The 20,187-nt window shown below is 42.5% G+C and carries 16 protein-coding genes and 1 other annotated feature; all 16 genes read right to left on the minus strand.

What is annotated here, in order from left to right; all coding sequences use genetic code 11:
• Window positions 1-9: 9 nt before the first annotated feature.
• The 16 genes from PGW42_RS03455 to PGW42_RS03530 all read right to left on the minus strand — a co-directional run bounded on the left by PGW42_RS03455 (window position 10) and on the right by PGW42_RS03530 (window position 20,095).
• Entirely contained in the window at window positions 10-933 is a 924-nt protein-coding gene (locus PGW42_RS03455) for an ABC transporter permease (protein ID WP_008373509.1), read from the minus strand.
• Between the two features lie 10 nt (window positions 934-943).
• Window positions 944-1,870, minus strand: a complete 927-nt coding sequence (locus PGW42_RS03460) for an ABC transporter permease (RefSeq protein WP_022219960.1) — start codon at window positions 1,868-1,870, stop codon at window positions 944-946.
• A 173-nt stretch (window positions 1,871-2,043) separates the two neighbouring features.
• Window positions 2,044-3,687, minus strand: coding sequence for a peptide ABC transporter substrate-binding protein (locus PGW42_RS03465; protein ID WP_270203003.1), 1,644 nt, complete (start codon window positions 3,685-3,687; stop codon window positions 2,044-2,046).
• A gap of 22 nt (window positions 3,688-3,709) precedes the next feature.
• On the minus strand, window positions 3,710-4,783 hold the full coding sequence (locus tag PGW42_RS03470; protein WP_118199063.1) for a M24 family metallopeptidase: 1,074 nt from the start codon (window positions 4,781-4,783) through the stop codon (window positions 3,710-3,712).
• A gap of 420 nt (window positions 4,784-5,203) precedes the next feature.
• On the minus strand, window positions 5,204-5,782 hold the full coding sequence (locus tag PGW42_RS03475) for a helix-turn-helix domain-containing protein (protein WP_118218318.1): 579 nt from the start codon (window positions 5,780-5,782) through the stop codon (window positions 5,204-5,206).
• Window positions 5,783-5,969: 187 nt separating this feature from the next.
• Window positions 5,970-9,662 (minus strand): DNA-directed RNA polymerase subunit beta', encoded by a 3,693-nt coding sequence (rpoC, locus tag PGW42_RS03480; protein WP_195250420.1) that lies wholly within the window; start codon window positions 9,660-9,662, stop codon window positions 5,970-5,972.
• A 13-nt stretch (window positions 9,663-9,675) separates the two neighbouring features.
• Window positions 9,676-13,545, minus strand: coding sequence for a DNA-directed RNA polymerase subunit beta (gene rpoB / locus PGW42_RS03485; RefSeq protein WP_173825274.1), 3,870 nt, complete (start codon window positions 13,543-13,545; stop codon window positions 9,676-9,678).
• A gap of 347 nt (window positions 13,546-13,892) precedes the next feature.
• Window positions 13,893-14,267, minus strand: a complete 375-nt coding sequence (gene rplL / locus PGW42_RS03490; protein ID WP_022220337.1) for a 50S ribosomal protein L7/L12 — start codon at window positions 14,265-14,267, stop codon at window positions 13,893-13,895.
• 81 nt (window positions 14,268-14,348) lie between these two features.
• Entirely contained in the window at window positions 14,349-14,873 is a 525-nt protein-coding gene (gene rplJ / locus PGW42_RS03495) for a 50S ribosomal protein L10 (RefSeq protein ID WP_022220338.1), read from the minus strand.
• Window positions 14,874-14,948: 75 nt separating this feature from the next.
• Window positions 14,949-15,085 (minus strand) — a sequence feature (ribosomal protein L10 leader region).
• Window positions 15,086-15,171: 86 nt separating this feature from the next.
• A complete protein-coding gene (locus PGW42_RS03500; RefSeq protein ID WP_270203004.1) occupies window positions 15,172-16,116 on the minus strand; it encodes an L-lactate dehydrogenase in 945 nt (314 codons plus the stop codon).
• A 215-nt stretch (window positions 16,117-16,331) separates the two neighbouring features.
• A complete protein-coding gene (gene rplA / locus PGW42_RS03505) occupies window positions 16,332-17,024 on the minus strand; it encodes a 50S ribosomal protein L1 (protein ID WP_008373486.1) in 693 nt (230 codons plus the stop codon).
• An 84-nt stretch (window positions 17,025-17,108) separates the two neighbouring features.
• Entirely contained in the window at window positions 17,109-17,537 is a 429-nt protein-coding gene (gene rplK, locus PGW42_RS03510) for a 50S ribosomal protein L11 (RefSeq protein WP_055247516.1), read from the minus strand.
• A 70-nt stretch (window positions 17,538-17,607) separates the two neighbouring features.
• Window positions 17,608-18,123, minus strand: coding sequence for a transcription termination/antitermination protein NusG (nusG, locus tag PGW42_RS03515; protein ID WP_008373482.1), 516 nt, complete (start codon window positions 18,121-18,123; stop codon window positions 17,608-17,610).
• Between the two features lie 36 nt (window positions 18,124-18,159).
• Window positions 18,160-18,372, minus strand: a complete 213-nt coding sequence (secE, locus tag PGW42_RS03520) for a preprotein translocase subunit SecE (protein WP_008373480.1) — start codon at window positions 18,370-18,372, stop codon at window positions 18,160-18,162.
• Between the two features lie 22 nt (window positions 18,373-18,394).
• Window positions 18,395-18,544: a 50S ribosomal protein L33 gene (rpmG, locus tag PGW42_RS03525; RefSeq protein ID WP_081445272.1), complete on the minus strand. Its 150-nt coding sequence runs from the start codon at window positions 18,542-18,544 to the stop codon at window positions 18,395-18,397.
• Between the two features lie 300 nt (window positions 18,545-18,844).
• Window positions 18,845-20,095, minus strand: coding sequence for a threonine/serine ThrE exporter family protein (locus PGW42_RS03530; protein ID WP_270203005.1), 1,251 nt, complete (start codon window positions 20,093-20,095; stop codon window positions 18,845-18,847).
• Between the last annotated feature and the right edge of the window lie 92 nt (window positions 20,096-20,187).

A 20,187-nucleotide genomic window follows, 5' to 3' on the forward strand; every position in this document is an offset into this window, starting at 1 on the left:
TACTCCTTCCTACTCGGTTCCTCTAAGTTTCGGGTCAAATGCATCACGAAGCCCATCACCAAGAAGATTCAGCGCAAGCATTGTTGTACAAATCAGGAATGCCGGTACAAATACCTGGTACGGATGAATTCTCAGCTGTGCGATTCCGTCTTTTGCAAGTACACCCCAGCTGCAGTTCGGTGGTTTGATACCCAGACCGATATAGCTCAGGAATGCCTCCTGGAAAATAGCTCCCGGAATAGCCATTGTCAGGTTTGTAATGATAAGTCCCATGATATTCGGTAAAATATGTTTTACAATGATTACGATATCCGGCACACCAAGGATCTTGGCTGCAGATACGAAATCAGATTCTCTCAGTTTTAATACTTCACCACGAACGAAACGACATCCACCGATCCATCCGACGCAACACATAGCAAGAATCAAACAGTGTACACCGTTACCAACAACTACCATAAGAAGAATGGTAACGATCAGACTTGGGATTCCGTATAATACGTCAACGACACGCTGGATAACCATATCGATCTTGCCACCGTAGAATCCTGAGATACCACCCATGATAGATCCAACGATTGCATTGATGATGCTGGCTGCAAAACCAATTGTCAGAGATACTCTCGCACCAGACCATGCACGAACCCAGAGATCACGTCCAAGAGAGTCTGTTCCAAACCAATGTGCTTTTGAAAAACTCTGGTTCATCTCTGCCACACTCTGTGTTGCAATGTCATATTTGCTGAACATTGGAACAAAGATCGCCATAAGTACATAAAGTCCAATCAGGCACAATGAGAAGAATGCAATCTTATTCTTGCGGATTCGTCTCCATGCATCCTGCCAGTAACCAATATTCGGACGGGAAATAGACTCCATTGTCTTTGTATTTTTTCCTACAACTTTAAACTGTTCTTTTGTAATTTCTGCCATTTCTCGTCACCTACCTTTTTTTACCACTCAGACGGATTCTCGGATCTACAATACCGTATAAGATATCTACAATCAGGATTGACACGATCAGGAATGCTCCGTAGAAGATCGTCATACCAAGAACCAGTGTATAATCTGCCATGTTAATACTGTCTACATAATGTTTTCCCATTCCAGGGATTGCGAAAAGGGCTTCGATTACGAATGTTCCTGTTAATACAGATGCAACTGTCGGTCCCATAATGGTAATGATCGGTGTGATCGCATTACGGATCTGATGTTTAACTGTAATTCGGAAATCCGATAAACCTTTCGCACGTGCTGTCTTTGTATAATCTGAAGATACAACTTCCAGCATACTGGAACGCATCAGACGGGAAATGGATGCCAGTGTATAGAATCCAACCGCGATTGACGGTAAAATTGTGTGCTTAAAGCTTGTGTACTGCGCAACCGGAAGAATCTGCCATTTGATTCCGAAGAAATACTGAAGTACAGATCCCATGATGAAGTCAGGAATCGATGTACCAATGATCGCAATCAAAATACAGACAAAGTCCAGTTTCTTTCCTCGATTCAGTGCTGCTACAATTCCAAGGATCAGTCCGAAGAACAGTGCAAAGCACAGTGAACGGATTCCCAGGTCTGCTGAGTATGGGAATGAGTCAGCAATAATACGGTTAACTGTCTGACTTTCATACTTCATAGAATACCCCAGATCACCATGAAGCACATTCTTCATATAAGTTATATACTGCTCTGCAAGCGGTTTATCCAAACCATAGTAAGCTTCCAGATTCGCTTTGATCTCCGGTGTCATCTTGTCACTTGAGAACGGATCTCCCGGCATCAGACGAACCAGGACGAATACAACACTTGTAAGTACCAAAAGTGTTACGATGGCTAATGCAACTCGTTTAGCTATATATTTTGCCATTCTTTTGTCTCCCTTCATTTTTCTTTATTTGATAGCTTTGATTATTTCACATACTTCCTATTGGCTGATACATACCAAATCTACCCCTCGAAATAATCAAAACCCTCAAATAAGCAGCCGGTGCGGACCAGTAAGTCCGCGCCGACCGCAAGGTATGTTACCATCCAACTGTATTATTCGCTGATGTCTGCATATACCAGATCGAAGTCATATCCGACAAAGTATACATTGAAGTTAGAAATCTTCGGATTGATCAGATACTGGTCTCTACGTAACTGAAGCGGTACAAGAGCGGAATCTTCTCCAAGGAAAATCTGTTCTGCCTTGAACAGCATATCCTGTCTTGTCTTAGCATCTGTCTCTGTCTGAGAATCTTTAAGAAGCTTGTCGTATTCAGCGTTCGCATATCCAGAGTGGTTATACTGACCATCGCTGATCCACAGTTCCAGATAAGAGTATGCGTCAGAGTAGTCCGGAACCCATCCTGTTACTACCATATCGTAATCTTTTTCAGTTTCCATCTGAAGTCTCTGTTTGTAAGTTACCTGGTTGATTTCTACTGTAATACCAAGGTTCTTCTGATACTGTTCCTGAAGAACTTCAGCCTGCTTCTTAGCACCATCTGTATCAGTTGTAAGAAGAGTAATCTTGATGTCTGCCGGATTAGAAACGCCCATTTCTTTCATTGCTGCATCCAGATATTCTTTTGCTTTATCATTATCATTTTCTGCCGGGAATGGTGTATATGGATAAGCTTCTCCGTATGTCTGGTCATCTGCCGCCTGCACGTTTGGAAGTACAAGTCTCTGTGCAACGTCATATACGTCATTGTTAACCAGCTTGTTGTATTCTGTTCTGTTGATTGCATAGTTCAAAGCAAATCTCAGGTTCTTGTTAGCAAGCGGTCTGTCTTCTGACATGTTGAGCATGATGTAATCATCTGCACCTGTATAGTAGAATTCAGTATTTTCTGTATACTGATCTGTCATTTCAGTAGGTACAACTGTGATATCAACTTCGCCCTGTTCCCACATAGCAACCGCTGTCTTAGCATCTGCAACTGTCTTTACGCAGATTTCATCAAGCTTGATGCTGTCTGCATCCCAGTAATTTTCATTCTTAGAAAGGATCATTTCATCGCCATGTTTCCACTCTGTCATCTTGAACGGTCCGTTATAAACAGATTTTTCCGGATCAGCTGCATATTCTTTTCCGTATTTTTCTACATAATCTTTTCTTGTAGGACCGAATGTTGCCATAGCAGCCATACTAAGGAAGTATGTAGCCGGATGTGCAAGTTCGATAACAACTGTCTTGTCATCTGGTGCAGATACGCCAAGTTCATCGACAGGCACAGAACCGCTATTTACTTCTGCACCGTTTTTGAGGATATATCCGATGAATGCGTAATCGCTTGCCATTTCTGGATCCATAAGTCTCTGGATACCATAAACATAATCGCCTGCTTTTACATCTTCTCCGTCAGACCATTTCAGTCCGTCACGAAGGTGGAATGTATAAGTAAGTCCGTCATCTGAGATATCCCAGCTTTCAGCTGCATCCGGCTTAATCTCGCCTTCCACGTTACGTGTCAGCATTGCATAAGTACAGATCTCCGCTGTTGAACATGAAATAGAGTTACTGTTCTGTGGGTCCATAGAAGGAAGATCTTCACGAAGTGTGTAAGTAATTCTCTTCTTTCCTGATGATTCACTTTCTTCTTTCTTGGAATCTTTTGATCCCGGAGTACTACAGCCGGCAAACATTGTTACTGTCATTGCCGTGGCAAGTAAAGCTGCTAATAATTTCTTTTTCATAAATGTTGTCCTCCTTTTTCATTTATAATTCTATTAGCTCATGTGTAGCACTGATCAGGTTCTCATATCCGTCTTTTGTGATGATGCCCTGGTCCTCAAGTCTGACACCACCCCAACCCGGAATATAAAGTCCTGGTTCTACTGTCATTACGCTGTTCTCCTGTAAGATATTCTCACAGTTCAGCCCGATATTCGGAAGTTCATGGACGAACAGCCCAACTCCATGACCAATTCCTGTATAATTATACGGAAGGTATTCTGTATCTTTAATTGCTTTAAGTGAAGCTTCATAGCAGGAAGTTCCTGTTACACCGGCTCTTACAGATGCTTCTGTATCTTCTGTCATGCGACGGCAGAGATCATAAACTTCTCTCTGTTTGGCGTCTGCCTTTCCGACAACTACTGTTCTTGTCATATCCGAAAGATAACCTTTGTACTGACATCCATAATCCATCAATACGAAATCACCGTATTCGATTGGCTTACTGTCCGGAATTCCGTGAAGCAGAGAGCTCTTTGCTCCTGAAATAACGATTCCACCGTAAGGTTTGGTATCTGCACCTTCCATAACCATGTAATGTGCAAGTCTGGATGCAATTTCTTTTTCTGTCACACCCGGACGGATGTCTTTTATAATTTTTTCAAATGCTCTGGATGCGATATCGCAGGCAACGGTAAGGTTCTTGATCTCTTCCGGCGTCTTAATCGCGCGGAAGCCTTCGATTACGTTCAGCGTCGGAACCATCTCAGCGCTGAGTTCAGCCTGCATAGAGTTCCATTTTTCAAATGTCAGATGATCCTGTTCAAATCCAATTGTTTTAACTCCATCTTTGTCTGCGCAATATGCAACAGCTTTCCCCATACTGTAGCCAAAATTGATTCGCCAGTTTACAAGCTCATAATCCGGGCATTCATAAGATGCCTGCTCTGTGTATCTTGCATCAGTGATAAAATACTGATTCGCCTTTGTGATAAAAAGGAACGAGTCTTCCCCCGTAAATCCGCTGATACAACGTACATTCGCCGGCTTTGCAATATAAAACGCATCCAGCCTTTCTTTTTCCATGTACTCTCGCAATTGTGTTAATCTGTCCATTTTCGTTCTCCTCTCATGTACTTTTGTTCTTTCGAGACGGTATATTTACCAGATATGTCCGTCCTTCTGCGACAATGTAATACTTTACTAGACCGCAGTCTAGTGGTGTAAACAAAAGAACGCCATGATTTGCATCATGACGTCCTTGTCTTCTTTCAAAGGTCATAGTTTCACGCTATGACGTCTATGTTTAATTATTAGATTGTCCGTATTGTATGTATAAAAATCTAATCTTTATACACTTTAGTAAATAACACTGTCTTCAGAGCTGCGTGAATTTCGAAGAAACCCTGTTTTAACAGTTCAATTTTGTAAATTCACTTAAATGAATATTTATTCATATGTGTAACTTTTTTTCTTATTATAGAACCATACTCTAAGATTGTCAAGAGGAATGCTATTTATTTCACAATTTAATTTTCACCTTTTATTTTCATTTCTTCCAAACAGTCTTGGTACATCCCGGTGATATACCCATATACTCACACAAGGTTCTTTTCCAGGATTGGAAATACTATGACGCTCTCTGCTCTTTATATATACACTGTCTCCCGGATGTAAACTGCTAATTTCTCCTTCCACCTCTACATTCAGAGTTCCTTTTATCACCATACACATTTCCGAAAAGACATGACGATATTCTTCTTTTTTCGCAGATTCTCCCGGTTCAATCGTAATATATTCAAAAATCGATTCTCCCTGACCAAAGTCTGCAACCTCAACTGTCATATTTTCTTCCGGATAAAGATGCTTACTCATTTCTTCTCTGTGTATAACCGTCTTTCCCGGCATTTCCCCTTCCAGTGCATACTGGATATCAATATCCAGTGCTTCACAAATTCGCGCAAGACTGTCCACATTCGGAGATGTCTTATTCTGTTCCAGCATACTCAGATAGCCCGCTGAAAGCCCTGTATATTCTCCCAAAACCCGGATTGTCATCATTTTCTTTTTTCTGCATTCTCTGATCCGTTCACCAATATGAGCTAAATCCAGCATATCACACCTCCTGATTTTCGATTGATTATTTATATGCTACTGTATTTTTTCATATTTTGCAACCCTTTATTTTTGTAAAGTGTTAAAGAATCGGAATTATTTTTCAAATATTTTTGTTTTTCATGTCTTTAAAGCAAGAAAAGCAGACACGCCATTCAACGTATCTGCCTCTCTTAGCATATAAAACCTATTCTTCAACTGTAACTGTTTCGTCAGCATTTTCTTCGGTTTCAACAGTTTCTGCTGTCTCTGCTGATACTTCAGACTCAGTATCATCATCCATATCAAAATCATCAAAACTGATTTCGTCGTCCATATCCATACCAAGACCAGTATCAAGTTTAACGTCACGGTATTTTCTCATACCTGTTCCTGCCGGAATCAGTTTACCGATAATGACGTTCTCTTTCAGACCGATCAGGTGGTCAACCTTACCTTTGATAGCAGCCTCAGTCAGAACCTTGGTTGTCTCCTGGAAGGATGCAGCTGACAGGAAGGAATCTGTTGCCAGGGATGCCTTGGTAATACCAAGCATGATCTGTTCTCCTGTTGCAGGTTCTTTACCTTCTGTTACCATCTGTTCATTTACATCGTTGAACTCAAGGACATCTACCATTGTTCCCGGAAGGAATTCAGTATCCCCTCTTTCTTCGATGCGGATCTTCTTCAGCATCTGACGAACGATAACTTCGATATGCTTATCGTTGATTTCTACACCCTGCAGACGGTATACTCTCTGTACTTCCTGAAGCATGTAGTCCTGTGCTGCACGAAGACCTTTGATCTTAAGAAGGTCATGTGGGTTCACGCTACCTTCTGTAAGCTCGTCACCGGCTTCCAGAACAGCTCCATCCTGTACTTTAATACGTGATCCATAAGGAATCAGATAAGTCTTTGTCTCACCTGTCTGCTGATTGGTAACGATGATTTCACGCTTCTTCTTTGTATCGTTCAGGTTTGCAACACCTGCGATTTCTGTGATGATAGCAAGACCTTTCGGCTTTCTTGCTTCAAAAAGTTCTTCGACACGAGGAAGACCCTGTGTGATATCTCCACCGGCTACACCACCACTATGGAAAGTACGCATGGTCAGCTGTGTACCAGGTTCACCGATTGACTGAGCTGCGATAATACCGACAGCTTCACCAACCTGTACAGGTTCACCTGTTGCCATATTGGCACCATAACATTTCGCACAGATACCAATATGTGATTTACAGGTCAGGATTGTACGGACTTTCACTTTCTTAAGCGGTGAATTTCCATTTTCATCCACACCGTATTTCATAATCTTTTCTGCACGTTTTGGTGTGATCATGTGGTTTGCCTTTACAAGAACATTGCCATCTTTGTCACAGATTGTATAGCATGAATATCTTCCTGTAATACGTTCCTGAAGACTTTCGATTTCTTCATTTCCATCCATAAATGCATGCAGATACATTCCCGGAATTTCGGCATCTTTGCTTACACAGTCAACCTCACGAATGATCAGATCCTGTGATACGTCAACAAGACGTCTTGTCAGGTATCCTGAATCGGCTGTACGAAGGGCAGTATCTGACATACCTTTTCGAGCTCCATGCGCAGACATGAAGTATTCCAGTACGTCCAGACCTTCACGGAAGTTTGACTTGATTGGCAGTTCGATCGTATGACCGGTTGTATCCGCCATAAGTCCACGCATACCTGCAAGCTGTTTGATCTGTTTATCAGATCCACGGGCTCCGGAATCCGCCATCATGAAGATGTTGTTGTATTTATCAAGTCCTGTAAGAAGGGCTTCTGTAAGCTCATCATCTGTTTCTTTCCAGGTCTCTACAACTTCTTTGTAACGCTCTTCTTCTGTAATAAGACCACGCTTGAAGTTACGTGTGATCTTATCAACCGTTGCCTGTGCTCTTGCGATCAATTCCGGTTTCTGTGGCGGTACAGTCATATCTGAAATAGATACAGTCATAGCTGCTCTTGTAGAGAGCTTGTATCCCATTGATTTTACATGGTCAAGTACTTCAGCTGTAGCTGACGCACCATGTGTGTTAATAACTTTTTCAAGAATCTGTTTCAGCTGTTTCTTTCCTACATGGAAATCCACTTCAAGAACCAGTTCATTTCCTTCTTTTTCACGATCAACAAAACCAAGATCCTGCGGAATGATTTCGTTGAAAATGAAACGTCCAAGTGTAGACTCTACTGTACCGGTCTTCTTTGTTCCATCCGGCATCGTCTTTGTCACACGTACTTTGATTCTTGAGTGAAGAGTTACAACTCCGTTTTCATAAGCAAGAATTGCTTCATTCACACTCTTGAATACTTTTCCTTCTCCCTTGGCTCCCGGTCTTTCCTGTGTCAGATAGTAGATACCAAGAACCATATCCTGTGAAGGAACAGCTACCGGACCACCATCAGACGGTTTCAGAAGGTTGTTTGGTGAAAGCAGAAGGAAACGGCACTCAGCCTGAGCTTCTACAGAAAGCGGAAGATGAACCGCCATCTGGTCACCATCGAAATCGGCATTGAATGCGGTACATACCAGTGGATGAAGCTTAATTGCTTTACCTTCTACCAGAATCGGTTCAAATGCCTGGATCCCAAGACGGTGAAGTGTAGGAGCACGGTTCAGCATAACCGGATGCTCTTTGATTACATCTTCAAGCACATCCCATACTTCCGGCTGAAGACGCTCTACCATTTTCTTAGCATTCTTAATATTGTGAGCAGCTCCGCTCTCAACAAGTTCTTTCATAACAAACGGCTTGAACAGCTCGATTGCCATTTCTTTCGGAAGACCGCACTGATAGATTTTCAGTTCCGGTCCTACAACGATAACGGAACGTCCTGAGTAGTCAACACGTTTTCCGAGCAGGTTCTGACGGAAACGTCCTGATTTACCTTTCAGCATATCAGAAAGGGATTTCAGTGCTCTGTTTCCAGGACCTGTTACCGGACGTCCACGACGTCCATTGTCGATCAGAGCATCTACAGCTTCCTGCAGCATTCTCTTTTCGTTTCTAACGATAATGTCCGGAGCTCCCAGTTCAAGGAGTCTTCTCAGACGGTTATTTCTGTTGATAATTCTTCTGTACAGATCATTCAGGTCAGATGTTGCAAAACGTCCACCATCCAGCTGTACCATCGGACGCAGATCCGGCGGAATTACCGGGATTGCAGTCATGATCATCCATTCCGGTTTATTTCCTGATTCGCGGAAAGCTTCTACTACTTCAAGTCTCTTAACGATTCTTGCTCTCTTCTGTCCGGTAGCACCCTCAAGTCCTGCCTGCAGTTCAGCATAATCTTTTTCAAGATCAATCGCTTCAAGAAGTTCTTTGATCGCTTCTGCTCCCATTCCTACGCGGAAGCCATTGCCCCAGTTTTCTCTTGCTTCCTGGTATTCAGCTTCTGAAAGAACCTGCTTGTAAGAGAGATCTGTCTCTCCCTTATCAAGTACGATATAAGAAGCGAAATACAGTACTTTTTCCAGAGTTCTCGGTGAAAGATCCAGGATCAGTCCCATACGGCTCGGAATACCTTTGAAATACCAGATATGAGAAACCGGTGCCGCAAGTGCGATGTGACCCATACGTTCACGTCGCACAGTTGCCTTTGTTACTTCTACACCACAGCGATCGCATACAACACCTTTATAACGGATCTTTTTGTATTTACCACAGTGGCATTCCCAGTCTTTGCTAGGTCCAAAGATTTTCTCACAGAACAGACCGTCTCTTTCCGGCTTCAGTGTTCTGTAGTTGATTGTCTCCGGTTTTGTAACTTCACCTCTTGACCATTCCAGAATCTTTTCCGGAGATGCCAGACCTATTTTAATCGCATCAAATGAAATCGGTTGATACGTTGGTTCTTTTTTTGTTTCTGTCATTCTCGGCATCCTCCTATTCTAAATCCATGTCGTCATCAAAATCATCGTTCATATCGTCATCAAAATCGTCGAAGCTGTCATCTTCCTCCGGCTCATCATTTACATCAACCAGTTCTCCTTCTGAGAATTCCTGCTTGCTGTATCCGTGTTTACCGTAATCTTCATCGTTATTGTAGCGTCTGTCTCCTTCAATAATGTGATTCAGGTTTGTATCACCATAATCTACACTTTCCATGATCTGAACTTCTTCATTGTTCTCATCCAGGACACGTACATCCAGACCGAGTGACTGAAGTTCTTTAAGAAGTACCTTGAAGGATTCCGGAATTCCCGGTTCAGGAATATTTTCACCTTTGATGATTGCTTCGTATGTCTTCACACGGCCAACCACATCATCGGATTTAACTGTCAGGATTTCCTGCAGAGTATAAGATGCACCGTAAGCTTCCAGTGCCCAAACCTCCATCTCTCCGAAACGCTGTCCACCGAACTGTGCTTTACCACCAAGTGGCTGCTGTGTTACCAGTGAGTAAGGACCGGTTGAACGTGCATGGATCTTATCATCAACCAGGTGATGCAGTTTCAGATAATGCATGTGTCCGATTGTTACCGGGCTGTCGAAATATTCTCCGGTACGACCGTCTCTCAGTCTTACTTTACCGTCTCTTGAAAGCGGAACGCCTTTCCACAGTGCTCTGTGGTCTCTGTTCTCATACAGATAATCCATAACTTCCGGAAGAAGTTCTTCTTTATGTCTTGCTTCAAATTCTTCCCAGGACAGGTTAACATAATCGTTCGCCAGATCCAGGGTATCCATAATATCAACCTCGTTTGCACCATCGAATACTGGTGTTGCAATGTTGAATCCAAGTGCTTTGGCAGCCAGAGAAAGGTGGATCTCCAGTACCTGTCCGATATTCATACGTGACGGTACACCCAGTGGGTTCAGCACGATGTCAAGCGGACGTCCGTTCGGAAGGAACGGCATATCTTCTACAGGAAGTACACGGGAAACAACACCCTTGTTACCATGACGTCCGGCCATCTTATCACCTACAGAGATCTTTCTCTTCTGTGCGATGTAGATACGGACTGCCTGATTAACTCCCGGTGAAAGTTCATCCCCATTTTCTCTTGTAAATACTTTTGCATCTACAACGATACCGTATTCACCATGAGGTACTTTCAGAGAAGTATCTCTTACTTCACGAGCTTTTTCTCCAAAAATTGCACGAAGAAGTCTTTCCTCTGCTGTCAGTTCTGTCTCTCCCTTCGGAGTAACTTTGCCGACAAGAATATCTCCTGCACGAACCTCAGCACCGATACGGATAATACCTCTCTCATCCAGATCTTTCAGTGCATCATCTCCTACGCCAGGAATATCGCGTGTGATTTCTTCTGGTCCGAGCTTTGTATCACGGGCTTCTGCTTCATATTCTTCGATATGAACAGATGTATAAACATCATTCTGTACAAGACGTTCACTAAGAAGTACAGCATCCTCGTAGTTGTAACCTTCCCAGGTCATAAATCCGATCAACGGGTTCTTACCAAGAGCCATCTCACCATTGGAGGTAGAAGGTCCGTCTGCGATTACCTGTCCCTTTTCAACTCTTTCACCTTTAACAACGATTGGTCTCTGGTTATAGCAGTTGCTCTGGTTGCTTCGCAGGAATTTGGTCAGCTTATAAGTCTTTTTTGTCTTGTCATCCTGTTTAATTGTGATTTCAGTAGATGTTGATCTTTCAACAATACCACCTTCTTCTGCAACGACACATACACCTGAGTCGACAGCAGATTTTACTTCCATACCTGTTCCGACTACCGGAGCTTCTGTAGTAAGAAGCGGTACGGCCTGACGCTGCATGTTGGACCCCATCAGCGCACGGTTCGCATCATCGTTCTGCAGGAACGGAATCAGTGCTGTAGCAACAGAGAACACCATCTTCGGAGATACGTCCATGTAATCAAACATTCTTTTCTCGTATTCCTGAGTCTCATCACGGTAACGACCAGATACATTCTTATGAATGAAATGTCCTTCCTCATCCAGAGGCTCATTCGCCTGTGCTACATGATAATTATCTTCTTCATCCGCAGTCATATACACTACCTCTTCGGTTACAACCGGATTCTGCGGATCTGTTTTGTCAATCTTACGGTACGGTGCTTCTATAAATCCGTACTCATTGATTCTTGCATAACATGCGAGAGAGTTGATCAGACCGATGTTCGGTCCTTCAGGTGTCTCGATCGGACACATTCTTCCGTAATGTGAGTAGTGAACGTCACGAACCTCGAATCCGGCACGGTCACGGGAAAGTCCACCTGGACCAAGTGCGGAAAGACGTCTCTTGTGAGTCAGCTCACCAAGCGGGTTATTCTGATCCATGAACTGTGACAGCTGTGATGATCCGAAGAACTCTTTAACAGCAGCAGTTACAGGCTTGATATTGATCAGTGACTGCGGAGAAATGCCCTCCAGATCCTGTGTTGTCATTCTTTCACGGACAACTCTTTCCAGTCTTGAAAGACCGATTCTGTACTGATTCTGGAGAAGTTCTCCAACCGCACGGATACGTCTGTTACCCAAGTGGTCAATATCATCATCTTTACCGATTCCATATTCAAGATGCATATTGTAATTGATAGACGCCATAATGTCTTCTTTTGTAATATGCTTCGGAATCAGTTCATGAATATTCTTATGAATTGCTTCTTTCAGCTCATCGATATCTCCGGCTGTCTCTTCCAGGAGTTCAGCAAGTACCGGATAGTATACCAGTTCAGTTACGCCAACTTCTTCCGGATCGATTCCACATACAGCTTTGAGATCTACCATCATATTAGAAAGTACTTTGATATTACGGTCACTTTCTTCTCTTGCGATCCACACATATGGAACAGCTGCATTCTGGATGGCATCTGCAAGTTCTCTGTCAACGACAGCTCCTGCTTCTGCAATTACTTCACCTGTCATCGGGCTTACTACGTCTTCAGCCAGCGTATGTCCTGTGATACGGTTCTTGAGCATAAGCTTCTTATTAAATTTATAACGTCCAACCTTTGCAAGGTCATAACGTCTCGGGTCAAAGAACATGCTGGTGATCAGACTTTCTGCACTGTCTACAGCAAGCGGTTCACCCGGACGGATCTTCTTATATAATTCGAGAAGACCTTCCTGATAGTTCTCTGAAGTATCCTTTGTGAAACTTGCGAGAATCTTTGGCTCTTCGCCAAAAAGATCGATAATCTCAGCATTCGTTCCAATACCAAGTGCACGGATCAGGACTGTGATCGGCACCTTACGGGTTCTGTCCACACGGACATAGAAAACGTCATTGGAGTCTGTCTCATATTCAAGCCATGCACCCCTGTTCGGGATAACGGTGCAAGAGTATAATTCTTTACCAAGTTTATCATGCGCAATTCCATAATAAATACCAGGTGAACGTACCAACTGGCTGACAATAACACGTTCCGCACCATTGATTACAAAAGTACCGGTTCTTGTCATGATCGGTAAATCACCCATAAAGATCTCATGTTCATTGATCTCATCTGTCTCTTTGTTGTGAAGTCTTACCTTCACTTTAAGCGGTGCGGCATAAGTAGCATCGCGTTCTTTACATTCCTCGATTGTGTACTTGGTTTCATCTGTACACAATGTAAAGTCGACAAATTCCAGGCTCAGATGTCCGCTGTAATCGGTAATCGGAGAAATATCATCAAATACTTCTTTTAATCCTTCATCCAGGAACCATTTGTAAGAGTCGGTCTGAACTTCGATCAAATTAGGCATTTGGAGTACTTCTTTTTGCCGGGAATAGCTCATGCGCATACTTTTTCCGTTTGTGATGGGACGAATTCTGTTTTTCTCCATTTGACGTTTCACTCCTTATATGATAAATTTTCGGGTTATTTCCGCCTTATTCAGGGCGCACTTATGGCATACGTTTCCACAATAGCGCATTTTTTACTTTACCACAGGTTTTTCCCGATTGTCAAGTCTAACTTTTCAAAGAATTGTATTTTTATTGTATTTTATAATGTAAGTGGCAAAATTTACTTTCGGTCCCTTTGATACCAGATTGCTACGTGCTTTGCACTCTCGCAATCCTCATCATCATTGTATGCATACCGCAGAAAAGTATAAAAAATCAAAAGAGCGTATCACTGCAGGAAATCCTGCGCGATACGCTCTTGTCATTCACAGTGTGATAACCAAAATTACTTAAGGTTAACTTCTGCTCCTTCAGCTTCAAGTTTTGTTTTGATTTCTTCAGCTTCAGCTTTAGAAACGCCTTCTTTAACTACCTTCGGTGCTCCGTCAACTAATTCTTTAGCTTCTTTAAGTCCAAGTCCTGTGATTTCACGAACAACTTTGATAACTTTAACTTTAGATGCTCCAGCAGAAACAAGTTCTACGTCGAACTCATCTTTTTCTTCTGCTGCTGCTCCACCTTCTGCAGCTGCTGCTACTACAACACCTGCTGCTGCGGATACACCAAATTCTTCTTCACATGCTTTAACTAAGTCATTTAATTCAAGTACAGATAATTCTTTGATAGCTTCAATAAATTCTGCTGTTGTTAATTTTGCCATTTTATTTTCCTCCATTTGATTTTAATGTTTGGCTCTTTCGCCTCTTACTATTCCCACACTCGGATGGGATTCCGGTACAGATTACTCTGCTGCCGGTGCTTCTGCTTCAGCTTCTGCCGGAGCATCACCCTGTTCTGCGATCTGATTAAGAACACGAGCAAGGTTTGTAATAGGTGACTGTAAGCTTCCAAGTAATTTGGACAGCAGTACTTCTCTTGACGGAATCTTAGAAAGTTCCTGAATACCAGCTGCATCATATACTGAGCCTTCAACTACACCTGCTTTTACTTCAAGAGCTTCTGCTTTCTTAGCGAAATTGCAGATGATTCTTGCCGGTGCTGTTGCATCTTCTTTAGAAATTGCAATAGCGTTCGGTCCTTCCAGATATTCGTCAAGCTGTGCGAAATCTGTTCCTTCAAAAGCTCTCTTCATCATTGTGTTCTTGCAAACTTTGTAGATAACACCTGCTTCTCTCAGCTGTTTACGAAGTTCAGTGTCCTGAGCTACTGTAAGTCCACAGTAGTTAACGATAACTGCTGACTGAGCATCTGTGAGATCTTCAACGATTGCCTGTACGATAGGTTGTTTTAATTCAACTTTTGCCACGAATGGTGCACCTCCTTGTAGTATTTTCAACTGCCAGAAAGTCTCGGTCCCAGCGGGGACTTTCATATCACGCAATCATGCGCTAAAAAACCTCCGCGCCAAAGCACAGAGGTTTACAAATTCAAATCTAATGAATCTTGTCTTCCTCGGTAGGCGTTTTGACCCTTATGCCTTACGGCACCTACTGTCTTCGGCAGTTACTTCGTAAATATAGCATACGTTTACCGGAAAGTCAAGTTCAATTTTTATTTTTTTCAATTTTTTTCAATTTTTTTCAATTTTTATCCAGTTTCTTCTATTATAAGTCCAGACCATCCAGAACTTCCTTCAGTTCTTTTGCAGATGAAAGCAATTTTTCTTTTTCTTCATCATTCAGTGGAATCTCAAGAACTTTTTCTGCGCCTTTCTGCGAAACTATAGTTGGAACGCTGATGCAGAGTCCTTCCAGTCCGTACTCTCCCTCCATCAGACTCGTGACAGGAAGAACCGCATTTTCATTCATAACAATGCTTTCTGCAATTCTCGCAACTGCCATTGCCACACCATAATAGGTTGCACCCTTTTTCTGGATAATATCATAAGCACTGTCCCGCACAGTCTTATAAATTCTTTCCATAGATTCCTGATGCTGATAATGTCCGCGAAGTTCACAGAAATCATTGATTGGAATTCCCGCTACATTTGCCCCGCTCCATACAGCAAGCTCACTGTCTCCATGCTCTCCGATGATATTGGCATGTACGCTCCGGCTCGCAACCTGAAGATGTTCACTTAACAGATAACGGAATCTCGCAGTATCCAGAACGGTTCCGCTTCCGAATACTCTTTCCTTCGGATATCCGGAAATCTTAAGTGCCGCATAAGTCAGAATATCCACCGGATTTGCTACAACAAGCAGGATTCCTTCAAATCCGCGTTTTGTGATTTCCGGAATAATCGATTTGAAAATTGCTACATTTTTGTGTACCAGATCCAGTCTTGTCTCTCCCGGCTTCTGATTTGCTCCAGCTGTAATGATGATCAATGAGCAATCACTGATATCATCATAAGATCCTGCATATATTTTCATCGGGTGTGCATATGGTCTACCGTGGCTGATGTCCATTGCCTCCCCTTCTGCTTTTTCTTTATTCGCATCGATCAGTACCAGTTCAGAAAAAATCCCTTTCTGAAGTAAGCTGAACGCAGAGGACGCTCCCACAAACCCACATCCGATAATTGCTACCTTTTGAATATTAACCATGACAAAGTGCCTCCTTTTAATTATTTGATATTTTTTTCACAGACATAGGTTATCATTATTTTTCTCTGTTTTCAATGTTTTCATGCATTGTTCGTCAAAAAATGCACAATGTATACAGAATACTGTTTGTCAGATTTTCTGTTACTCAAAAAAAGACACCGTACCGGATCACTCCGCATACGGTGTCTCTATTATTTACATTTATTCAATGCTGATTAAGCAAGCTTCATTGGGTTGATTTTTACACCAGGTCCCATTGTAGAAGTAAGTGTCACACTCTTAAGATACTGACCCTTTACTGCTGCCGGTTTAGCTTTGTTAATCGCATCGATAAGCGTCTGGAAGTTGTCAGCAAGCTGTTCTTCAGTGAAAGAAGCTTTTCCTACCGGTACATGGATGATATTTGTCTTATCCAATCTGTACTCAATCTTACCAGCTTTGATTTCGTTGATAGCTTTTGTAACGTCCATTGTTACTGTACCAGCCTTCGGGTTTGGCATTAAACCTTTTGGTCCAAGTACACGTCCGAGACGTCCAACAACACCCATCATATCCGGTGTAGCTACAACTACATCGAATTCGAACCAGTTTTCATTCTGGATCTTCGGAATGAGTTCATCTCCGCCTACGTAATCTGCTCCGGCTGCTTTAGCTTCTTCAGCTTTAGCGTCTTTAGCAAATACAAGGATACGAACCTTTTTACCAGTTCCGTGCGGAAGAACTACAGCGCCACGGATCTGCTGATCTGCATGACGTCCGTCACATCCTGTTCTGATATGAGCTTCGATTGTTTCGTCAAATTTAGCTGTCGCGCTCTTCTTAACAAGTGCGATTGCTTCATCTCTATCATAGAGAGTTGCTCTGTCGATTAACTTTGCAGCTTCTACGTATTTCTTTCCTCTTTTCATTCTAAATACCTCCTAGTGGTGATTACGGGAATTCCCTCCCACGTATTTTTTCAGTTTCCTTACATTCTGCTTATGCAGTCTGAATTAGTCCTCTACTACAGTTACACCCATGCTGCGGCATGTTCCTTCGATCATGCTCATAGCTGATTCTACGGATGCAGCGTTCAGGTCTGGCATCTTGAGTTCTGCGATTTCCTTTACCTGAGCTTTTGTAATCTTAGCAACTTTTGTCTTGTTCGGAACACCTGAACCAGATTTAAGGTTGCAGGCTTTCTTAATAAGAACTGCTGCCGGAGGAGTCTTTGTAACGAAGCTGAAACTTCTGTCACTGTAAACTGTAATTACTACAGGAATGATCAGATCTCCCTGATCAGCTGTCTTTGCGTTGAACTGTTTTGTAAATTCAACGATATTTACACCGTGCTGTCCAAGAGCAGGACCAACCGGTGGAGCCGGAGTAGCCTTTCCAGCTGGAATCTGTAATTTGATATAACCTGAAACTTTTTTTGCCATTTTAAAGTACCTCCTTGTGGTATTTGCGGGGATTTCCCTCCCACGTGTTCATTATGCACTGCGCATAAAGTTACATTTTTTTGACTTCTGCGAAACTGATTTCTACCGGCGTTTCGCGGCCGAATAAATCAACATTGATCGTCAGGCTCTGTTTAGCCATATTGATAGTCTGAATCATGCCGACTGTTCCTTCCCAAGCTCCGCCTGTTACTGTCACAGTATCTCCTTCTTCAAAATCTACCACGATGTCTTCTTTCTGGATACCAAGTGGTGCCATCTCTTCATCTGTAAGCGGAACCGGTTTGGATCCAGGACCCACAAATCCTGTAACACCTCTTGTGTTTCGTACCACATACCAGGTATCATCGTTCATGATCATGTGGATCAGAACATATCCCGGAAACATCTTTTTCTGAGACGCTTTCTGTACGCCGTTCTTCAATTCGACAACTTCCTGCATCGGAACACGGACCTCAAGGATCTCATCTTCCAAATGACGGTTCTCGATCGTTTTGTCAATGTTGGCTTTTACCTTGTTTTCATACCCTGAATAGGTATGCACAACATACCATTTTGCTTCTGCCATAAACTCACCTTTCCTGCATTACCATTTATCAGTATCTTATCTAACTAATAAATCTACCCCGAATTTTACCAGGATATCACAGATCGTGATAATCGCTCCTAAGATAACGGAAACAACTACGACCGCAGCTGTCTGTTTGGTAAGTGTGGTTTTGTCTGGCCAGATAATCTTATTAAACTCAGCTTTCAGACCTTTGAAGAAAGGAGTTTTCTTCTCTTTTGTCTTCGCTTTGTCTTTAGATTCGCCCATAACATTCACTTCCCTTCAACGACTATTTCGTCTCTTTGTGTAATGTGTGTGATTTGCAGAATCTACAGTATTTCTTTGTTTCCATGCGTTCCGGATGAGACTTCTTATCCTTTGTCATGTTGTAGTTACGATGCTTGCATTCTGTACATTCCAGTGTAATTCTTGTACGCACAACTTCCACCTCGCTTTTTATGTTCTAATTTTTAGTTGCATGACAGCTTGCGAGGCTGTCGTGAAAGCTTCACGCCTGAAACTTTCTTTGTTAAAAATAGGCATAAAAAAAAGACCTATACTTCCATTCGCTAGGTTAGTGTACCATACCGAAAGTATAAAGTCAAGAAATTAAATAATTTTTTACGAAAGCCTTCGGACTGTCCAGGTGCATCCGGAATCTGCTCTCATCCAGGCATATTCCCGGCACACAGGCTAAAATTTCAGCCGCAGAATGAAATCCGCGGCTGAAACTTTTTATTTATCTGTCACTTTTTCCAATGTGATATTCTACCTTCATACCACGCATGATAGTTCTTGATGCAATATCTACAAAGTTAAATCCAAATGCAATTGCAACGCAGGTTGCAAAAAGTGTGATCGTCTGTTCCAGAAGCATATGCATATTCCCACTTACGCATGCGTACATTACATAGTACAGATTCGGTCCAGGAATCAGCGGGAATACAGACGCTGTCAGGAAAATTGTTGATGGAGCTTTATTTATCCGCGACATAATAAATGCATAGAATGCAACGAATGTCGCCGCAATTGTAGTTGCAAGGAAGTTACTTGGACGCGCCTCATAAACAAGTGCATAAATCAGCCATGTAAAAAATGCTCCGATTCCACAGTAAACCACCTGCATGCCCCGGATCTTAAACCACAGTGCAAATCCCACGCAGGCTGCAGTACAGGAAATTAACTGTACGATCAGATTCGGGGTAAGGATAAATCCTTCCGCCTCTACACCACCAAAAAGAATCATCGGTATCGCCGTACCAAATGCGATTCCGGAAGCACCAAGCATAGAATTCATGATATTGATCGATCCGGAGATAAAGTCTTTCTGAAGCAGATCACGGATTCCGTTCGTCGTACTCAGTCCACTGATCAGGAGCATGACAATTCCGATCATGATACGCTCCTCATGATCCGCAAATCCAAATTTGACAGATAACAGAATGATCATCTCTGCAATAAACGATAAGATCAGGTTATATGCCATCAGGTTCTTCTCACGTTCGGCAAGCCAGTTTCCTGCCGCAACGATCACAATTGATACAATCACCGCAATGATCGCATCCCTTATATCACATCCAAAGAATACCGCAAATCCGGTACCACCTAAAATACCGGCCGCATAATGGGTGTACCACTTCTGTTCCGGTCTTCCCATCACCTCTTCAAACTGTCTTCTCAGTTCTTTTGCATCCGGCTTTTCTTTACAGACTTTACGGCACAGATTATTCAGATAATCCAGCTTGTCAAAGTCACATTCCCCTATTTCTACCAGCCGAATCTGTGTAATAATCTGCCCTTCCGGTGTCTCTACCGTAATCTGGATATTGCTTGGTATAACAAAAATATCATACTTTACAAATCCATAACTTCTGCAAATACGGTACAGACTGTCCTGCAGACGGAAGTTCTCCGCTCCGCATCTAATCATAGCTTCCCCAATGTCCAGGATCCCCTGTACAATTCTCTCGTAATCGTATTTCACATTCATTTTCCTTTTCCCAAAACCTCTCTCTTTTGTTCTTCTTACAAAGCCAGTTGTTCCGCCCTCCCGAACACTTCAGCCATACGAAGTAATGATAT

Source organism: Coprococcus sp. TM115-187 (genome assembly GCF_027679115.1).
Taxonomy (GTDB): Bacteria; Bacillota; Clostridia; order Lachnospirales; family Lachnospiraceae; genus Allocoprococcus; species Allocoprococcus comes.

What these genes read in the sequence shown, in the direction of transcription:
- PGW42_RS03475 (WP_118218318.1), bottom strand. Translation starts at nt 5,782, where the DNA reads ATGCTGGATTTAGCTCATATTGGTGAACGGATCAGAGAATGCAGAAAA.
- rpoB (WP_173825274.1), bottom strand. Translation starts at nt 13,545, where the DNA reads ATGGAGAAAAACAGAATTCGTCCCATCACAAACGGAAAAAGTATGCGC.
- PGW42_RS03530 (WP_270203005.1), bottom strand. Translation starts at nt 20,095, where the DNA reads ATGAATGTGAAATACGATTACGAGAGAATTGTACAGGGGATCCTGGAC.
- PGW42_RS03470 (WP_118199063.1), bottom strand. Translation starts at nt 4,783, where the DNA reads ATGGACAGATTAACACAATTGCGAGAGTACATGGAAAAAGAAAGGCTG.
- secE (WP_008373480.1), bottom strand. Translation starts at nt 18,372, where the DNA reads ATGGGCGAATCTAAAGACAAAGCGAAGACAAAAGAGAAGAAAACTCCT.
- nusG (WP_008373482.1), bottom strand. Translation starts at nt 18,123, where the DNA reads ATGGCAGAAGCAAAATGGTATGTTGTGCATACCTATTCAGGGTATGAA.
- rpoC (WP_195250420.1), bottom strand. Translation starts at nt 9,662, where the DNA reads ATGACAGAAACAAAAAAAGAACCAACGTATCAACCGATTTCATTTGAT.
- rplL (WP_022220337.1), bottom strand. Translation starts at nt 14,267, where the DNA reads ATGGCAAAATTAACAACAGCAGAATTTATTGAAGCTATCAAAGAATTA.
- PGW42_RS03455 (WP_008373509.1), bottom strand. Translation starts at nt 933, where the DNA reads ATGGCAGAAATTACAAAAGAACAGTTTAAAGTTGTAGGAAAAAATACA.
- rplK (WP_055247516.1), bottom strand. Translation starts at nt 17,537, where the DNA reads ATGGCAAAAAAAGTTTCAGGTTATATCAAATTACAGATTCCAGCTGGA.
- PGW42_RS03460 (WP_022219960.1), bottom strand. Translation starts at nt 1,870, where the DNA reads ATGGCAAAATATATAGCTAAACGAGTTGCATTAGCCATCGTAACACTT.
- PGW42_RS03465 (WP_270203003.1), bottom strand. Translation starts at nt 3,687, where the DNA reads ATGAAAAAGAAATTATTAGCAGCTTTACTTGCCACGGCAATGACAGTA.
- PGW42_RS03500 (WP_270203004.1), bottom strand. Translation starts at nt 16,116, where the DNA reads ATGGTTAATATTCAAAAGGTAGCAATTATCGGATGTGGGTTTGTGGGA.
- rplA (WP_008373486.1), bottom strand. Translation starts at nt 17,024, where the DNA reads ATGAAAAGAGGAAAGAAATACGTAGAAGCTGCAAAGTTAATCGACAGA.